We start from the raw sequence: 6,607 nt of genomic DNA on the forward strand, positions 1-6,607 counted from the left end.
CCCGGTGGTCGCCGGGCAGCCGGCGCAGGCGGGCCCGCCGGAGCAGGAGCCTGCCGACGGCGCCCGGGTCGGCCGCACCCGGGCCTCGGACCCCGGCGTGCCGCTGCTGCAGGAGGAGTCCGGGACCTGGCTGCCCGCGGCGGCGGCCGGTGTCGTCGTCGCGGTGCTGGCGCTGAGCGGGTCGCTCGCAGGGCGCGTCCGGCCCGAGCTCGTCCTGCTCGTGCTCACCCTCGTCGCGGCGGTCATCGCCCAGGTGGCGCTCCTGCTGCGCGACCAGTCGCGCCTGGCCCGGCGCCTGCACGACACCTCGACCCGCTACCGCACCATCGTCGAGGGCTCCACCGACGTGGTCGTGGTCTGCGACGCCGACGGCGTGGCCCGCTTCGTCAGCCCGGCGTCCCGCTCGGTGCTCGGCGTGCCGCCGCAGGACCTCGAGGGCCGCCGCCTCGTCGGGCTGGCGCACGCCGCCGACCGGGCCGACCTGGAGGGGGCGCTGCGCCGCGCCCGCTCGGTCACCGCGCCCGTCGTGGAGGTCGTCGACCAGGTCCGGGTGGCGCGCGCCGGCGGCGGCTGGCGCCACGTCGAGCTCCGGGTCCAGCCGCACGACACCGCCGCGGTCCCGGGCGGGCTCACCATCGTCATGCGCGACGTGTCCGAGCGGGTCCGGATGCAGCGCGAGCTCGAGCGACGCGCCCGCCTCGACGCGCTCACCGGCCTGCCCAACCGGTGGTGGTTCGGCCGGACCCTCGCCGAGCGGCTCGACCAGGGCGCCCCGACCTCGGTGGTGTTCATCGACCTCGACGAGTTCAAGGCCGTCAACGACACCGAGGGGCACGCGGTGGGGGACCGGCTGCTCGTGGCCGCCGCCCGCCGGCTGCGCTTCGCGGTCGGCGACGCCGACACCGTCGGCCGGCTGTCCGGGGACGAGTTCGCCGTCGTGGTCTGCGACGACCGCGAGGAGCAGGTGCGCGCGCTCGCCGGCCGGGTGCTGGAGGAAATCTCTGCGCCGTACGCGGTCGGCTCCCGGCGGGTGCGGGTCGCCGCGAGCGTCGGGATCGCCGTCGCCCGGCCCGGCGAGGACGCCGACACCGTGCTGCGCGACGCCGACCTGGCGATGTACGATGCCAAGCGCTCGGGCGGGCGGCAGGTCGTGCTCAGCCACCCCGACCAGCTGCAGGCGGCCGTGGACCGGTCCGCGATGGACCGGCGGGTCCGCGCGGCCGCGGCCGACGACGACTTCGAGCTGGTCTACCAGCCCCTGGTCGACATGCGCGACGGCCGTGTCGTCAGCGCCGAGGCGCTGCTGCGCTGGCCCGGGTCGGGCGTGACGCCCACGGACTTCGTGCCGCGCCTGGAGGAGAGCGGGCTCATCATCGGCGTCGGCTCCCAGGTGCTCGTGCGGGCCGTCGAGCAGGCCGCCCGGTGGTGGGCGGAGGGCCGCTCGACCGGCATCTCGGTCAACCTGTCGTCGATCCAGCTCGGCGACGCCGAGCTCGTGGAGCGGGTGCGGACGGTGCTCGCGGACACCGGGCTGCCGCCGGAGCGCCTCACCCTGGAGGTCACCGAGGGCCTGCTGCTGCGCGACCTCGACGCGGCCGTCGACCTGCTGGCCCAGCTGCGGCGCACCGGCGTCCACGTCGCCCTCGACGACTTCGGCACCGGCTACTCCTCCCTGGCCTACCTGCACCGCCTGCCCATCGACGTGCTCAAGGTCGACCAGACCTTCGTCCGCGCGGCCGTGACCTCCGAGCGCGACCAGGTCGTGCTGCGGGCGATCGTCGCGCTGGGCCGCGACCTGGGGCTGACCGTGGTCGCCGAGGGCGTGCAGGAGACCTCGCAGGTCGAGCTCCTGCTCTCCCTGGGGTGCACCGTCGCCCAGGGGTTCCTGCTCGCCTCGCCGACCCGGCCCGAGGACGTGCCGGTGTCCGTGGAGCTGCCCCGGCTGCTCGACCTCACCGGCAGCGACGTCGCCGAGCTGGCCGGTATCCGGGACGACGTCCCGCATCCCGAGACGGACCCCTCCCGGTCGTGACGCGCGCCCCGGACAGGCGTACCGTCCACGTGTGGCTCGGGACGGCATCCTCCTCGTCGAGGTACTCGTAGTCGGCAGGCGCGTCGCCTGACCCGGCCCCCTGGCCACGGCCCCGCGACGCGCGACCCCTCAGCCCTCGGTGGGCGAGGGGTCGTCCTGTGTCCGGGGTACCGGGCGGCGGGGCCCCACACGACCTGCGAAGGAGCTCTCATGACCGACGTGCGCACCACCCAGGCCCGCACCTCCGGCGCCGCCAGCGACGGCCCGGCGGTCCCCGCGAGCGCGACCGCCGACCGTCCGGAGACCCTCTCCGGCGCCGCGTCGCTGGTCCGCTCCCTCGAGCACGCCGGGGTCGACGTCGTCTTCGGCATCCCCGGGGGGGCGATCCTGCCCGCCTACGACCCGCTCATGGACTCCGAGAAGGTCCGCCACATCCTCGTGCGCCACGAGCAGGGCGCCGGGCACGCGGCCGAGGGCTACGCCGCCGCGACCGGGCGCGTGGGGGTCTGCATGGCGACCTCGGGCCCCGGCGCGACGAACCTCGTCACCGCGATCGCCGACGCCCACATGGACTCCGTCCCCATGGTCGCCATCACCGGCCAGGTGAGCAGCGCCGCCATCGGCACCGACGCGTTCCAGGAGGCCGACATCACCGGCATGACGATGCCGGTGACCAAGCACAACTACCTGGTCACCGACCCCGACGAGATCCCGCGCGTCGTCGCCGAGGCGTTCCACCTGGCCTCGACCGGCCGCCCCGGCCCGGTGCTCGTCGACATCTCCAAGGACGCCCTGCAGGCCAGCACCACGTTCACCTGGCCGACGTCGGTGGACCTGCCCGGCTACCGGCCGGTGACCCGCCCGCACGCCAAGCGCGTCCGCGAGGCGGCCCAGCTGCTCGCGGCCGCCCGCCGCCCGGTGCTCTACGTCGGCGGCGGCGTCATCCGCGCCCGCGCGTCGGAGGCGCTGCGCGCGCTCGTCGACCTCAGCGGCGCCCCGGTCGTCACCACCCTCATGGCCCGCGGCGCGCTGCCCGACAGCCACCCCGCCAACCTCGGCATGCCCGGCATGCACGGCACGGTCGCCGCGGTGACCTCGCTGCAGAAGGCCGACCTCATCGTCGCCCTCGGCGCGCGCTTCGACGACCGGGTGACCGGCCGCCTCGACTCCTTCGCCCCCGGCGCGACGATCGTCCACGCCGACATCGACCCGGCCGAGATCGGCAAGAACCGCTACGCCGACGTGCCGATCGTCGGTGACGCCCGCGAGGTCGTCGTCGAGCTGACCGCCGCGCTGGAGGCCGAGCACGCCGCTGGCACCCGGGCCGACCTGGCCCCGTGGTGGGTGTACCTGGACGACCTGCGCGAGCGGTACGCCCTCGGCTACGACGAGCCCGAGGACGGCGCGCTGTCCCCGCAGTACGTCATCGAGCGGCTGGGGGCGCTCTCCGGCCCGGACGCGATCTTCGCCTCCGGGGTCGGCCAGCACCAGATGTGGGCCGCCCAGTTCATCCGCTACGAGAAGCCTGGTACGTGGCTCAACTCCGGCGGCCTGGGCACCATGGGCTACGCCGTCCCCGCGGCGATGGGCGCCAAGGTCGGCATGCCGGACACCACGGTGTGGGCGGTCGACGGCGACGGCTGCTTCCAGATGACCAACCAGGAGCTGGCCACCTGCGCCATCAACGGCATCCCCATCAAGGTGGCCGTCATCAACAACTCCAGCCTCGGCATGGTGCGTCAGTGGCAGACGCTGTTCTACGGCGCCCGCTACTCCAACACCGACCTGCTGTCGGGCAAGGTGGGCGGCCGCACGGCGGGCGAGGAGCCGGTGCGCATCCCGGACTTCGTCAAGCTCGCCGACGCCTACGGCTGCGCCGCGCTGCGCTGCGAGACCGCTGCCGACGTCGACCCGACGATCGAGAAGGCGCTGGCCATCAACGACCGGCCGGTGGTGGTGGACTTCACCGTCTCCCGCGACGCCATGGTGTGGCCGATGGTCGCCGCGGGCGTGAGCAACGACGACATCCAGGTCGCCCGCGACATGAGCCCGACCTGGGACCGGGAGGACTGAGCGCCATGAGCCGCCACACGCTGTCCGTGCTCGTCGAGAACAAGCCGGGCGTCCTCGCCCGGGTGTCCGCGCTGTTCGCGCGCCGCTCGTTCAACATCACGTCCCTGGCCGTCGGCCCCACCGAGAACCCGACGGTGTCCCGCATCACCGTGGTCGTCGACGTGGAGTCCCAGCCCCTGGAGCAGGTGACCAAGCAGCTCAACAAGCTGGTCAACGTGCTGAAGATCGTCGAGCTGGAGCCGGAGCACTCCGTGCAGCGCGAGCTCATCCTCGTCAAGGTGCGGGCCGACGCCTCGACCCGGGCCGACGTCGTCCAGGTCGTCGCGCTGTTCCGCGCCGCCGTCATCGACGTGTCCACCGACGCGGTGACCATCGAGGCCACGGGGCGCCCGGACAAGATCGCCGCGCTGCTGGAGGTCCTCACGCCGTTCGGCATCCGCGAGATCGTGCAGTCCGGCGCCGTCGCGCTGGGCCGCGGCGGCCGCGCGATCAGCGACCGCTCGCTGCGCTCGGCCTGAGCACCGGCCCGAGCACGGCCTCAGCACCGGCCGCACCCCACCCCGACCGCACCCCCCACCGCACCACCCGACCCGGAGGAGACCCACCTGATGGCCCACATCTACACCGACGCCGACGCCGACGCGGACGTGCTGAAGGACCGCGTCGTCGCGGTCATCGGCTACGGCTCGCAGGGCCACGCCCACGCGCTCAACCTGCGCGAGTCCGGCATCGACGTCCGCGTCGGGCTGGCCGAGGGCTCGACGAGCCGCGAGAAGGCGGAGTCCGAGGGCCTGACGGTCATGACGCCGGCGGAGGCGGCCGCCGAGGCCGACGTGATCATGGTGCTCGTGCCGGACCAGGTCGCCCGCAAGGTCTACGCCGACTCGATCGAGCCGAACCTCGCCCCCGGTAAGGCGCTGTTCTTCGCGCACGGGCTCAACGTCCGCTTCGGCTACATCACCCCGCCCGAGGGCGTCGACGTGTGCATGGTCGCCCCCAAGGGCCCCGGGCACCTCGTGCGCCGGGAGTACCAGCAGGGTCGCGGCGTCCCCGTCCTGGTCGCCGTCGAGACCGACGCCAGCGGCGAGGCCGAGGCGCTCGCGCTGTCCTACGCGCGTGCCATCGGCGGCCTGCGCGCCGGCGGGATCAAGACGACGTTCGCCGAGGAGACCGAGACCGACCTGTTCGGCGAGCAGGCCGTGCTCTGCGGCGGCGCCAGCCGGCTGGTCCAGGCGGGCTTCGAGACCCTCGTCGAGGCCGGCTACCAGCCCGAGGTCGCGTACTTCGAGTGCCTGCACGAGCTCAAGCTCGTCGTCGACCTCATGTACGAGGGCGGCATCGCCAAGCAGCGCTGGAGCGTCAGCGACACCGCGGAGTACGGCGACTACGTCTCCGGCCCCCGCGTCATCGACGACTCCGTCAAGGCCCGCATGAAGGAGGTCCTCGGCGACATCGTCGACGGGTCCTTCGCCAAGCGGTTCTTCGACGACCAGGACGCCGGCGCCCCCGAGTTCCGCCGCTTCCGCGAGGAGCAGGAGAAGCACCCGATCGAGACCACGGGCCGCGAGCTGCGCAAGATGATGGCCTGGGTGTCCGACGGCGACGACGACTACACCGAGGGCACCGCCGCCCGCTGAGCGGGGGCAGCCAGCACCACCAGCATCACCAGCACCACCAGCACCACCGTCGGTCAGCCCGGGGGCACCTGCAGCACGGGTGCCCCCGGGAGGGCGGCGTACAGGTCGACCGACGAGCCGTCGGGGTCGAGGACGCTCGCGTAGCGCTGCCCCCAGAAGGCGTCGAACGGCGCCAGGTGCGACCCCTGGCCGAGCGGCACGAGCAGGTCGTGGAGGGCGTCGACGTCCTCGGGGCTCTCGCACCGGGCAGCCAGCCCGAGCCGCCCGCCCGTGGAGCCGGTCCACGTGTCCGGCGCGAACGAGGCGACGACGTCCTCCGTGTCGAGCATGAGGCGCACGCCGCCGAGGTCGACCTCCAGGTGGCCGGTCCCGTCCGGTTCCGGGACGTCGCACCCGAGGGCGCGGTAGAAGGCGACGGAGCGGGGCAGGTCGCTGCAGACCAGGCCGACGGCGTCCAGGACGGCTCTCGCACGAGGTGGCATGGGGCGAGGATGCCCGGACCCCCCGACAGGACCGGTCACGCCGGTCCGCCCTGGACGGCCCCGGCGCGCGGCCCGAGGGCCGGGCGCGCACCATGGCCCGGTGGCCGCCCGGCCACGAGCCGCGCAGCTGCGTCGTCTGCGGCCGGACCATCGGGTGGCGGGCGAAGTGGGCCCGCAGCTGGGACCAGGTGCGGTACTGCTCCGACGGCTGCCGCGGCCGCGGCCTGCAGCCGGTGGACACCGCGCTGGAGGAGTCCCTGCTCGACCTGCTCGGCCGCCGTGCCGCGACCGCCACGGTGTGCCCGAGCGAGGCGGCCCGGGCCGTCGGCGGCGCCGACGAGGCGGCGTGGCGCCCGCTCATGGAGCCGGCGCGGATGGCGGCC

The 6,607-nt window shown here is 74.5% G+C and carries 6 protein-coding genes; 5 read left to right on the forward strand and 1 reads right to left on the reverse strand.

Going from position 1 to position 6,607, the window contains the following annotated elements; all coding sequences use genetic code 11:
• The 4 genes from WCS02_RS15765 to ilvC all read left to right on the forward strand — a co-directional run.
• The coding region (locus tag WCS02_RS15765; RefSeq protein WP_340294947.1) for a putative bifunctional diguanylate cyclase/phosphodiesterase at nt 1-2,032 on the forward strand (2,032 nt) is incomplete at its 5' end.
• Nucleotides 2,033-2,242: 210 nt separating this feature from the next.
• The gene (locus tag WCS02_RS15770; RefSeq protein ID WP_340294949.1) at nt 2,243-4,105 is read left to right on the forward strand and encodes an acetolactate synthase large subunit; all 1,863 of its coding nucleotides are present in this window, start codon (nt 2,243-2,245) and stop codon (nt 4,103-4,105) included.
• A 5-nt stretch (nt 4,106-4,110) separates the two neighbouring features.
• A complete protein-coding gene (ilvN, locus tag WCS02_RS15775) occupies nt 4,111-4,623 on the forward strand; it encodes an acetolactate synthase small subunit (RefSeq protein WP_340294951.1) in 513 nt (170 codons plus the stop codon).
• 90 nt (nt 4,624-4,713) lie between these two features.
• Complete coding sequence (gene ilvC, locus WCS02_RS15780) at nt 4,714-5,742, forward strand: ketol-acid reductoisomerase (RefSeq protein ID WP_340294953.1); 1,029 nt, start codon at nt 4,714-4,716, stop codon at nt 5,740-5,742.
• A gap of 53 nt (nt 5,743-5,795) precedes the next feature.
• On the opposite strand, the gene WCS02_RS15785 is transcribed toward ilvC, so the two are convergent.
• Nucleotides 5,796-6,224: a VOC family protein gene (locus tag WCS02_RS15785; RefSeq protein ID WP_340294955.1), complete on the reverse strand. Its 429-nt coding sequence runs from the start codon at nt 6,222-6,224 to the stop codon at nt 5,796-5,798.
• 92 nt (nt 6,225-6,316) lie between these two features.
• Here WCS02_RS15785 and WCS02_RS15790 point away from each other — a divergent pair.
• The coding region (locus WCS02_RS15790) for a DUF2256 domain-containing protein (RefSeq protein WP_340294957.1) at nt 6,317-6,607 on the forward strand (291 nt) is incomplete at its 3' end.

The organism is Aquipuribacter hungaricus, from assembly GCF_037860755.1.
Classification (GTDB): Bacteria; Actinomycetota; Actinomycetes; order Actinomycetales; family JBBAYJ01; genus Aquipuribacter; species Aquipuribacter hungaricus.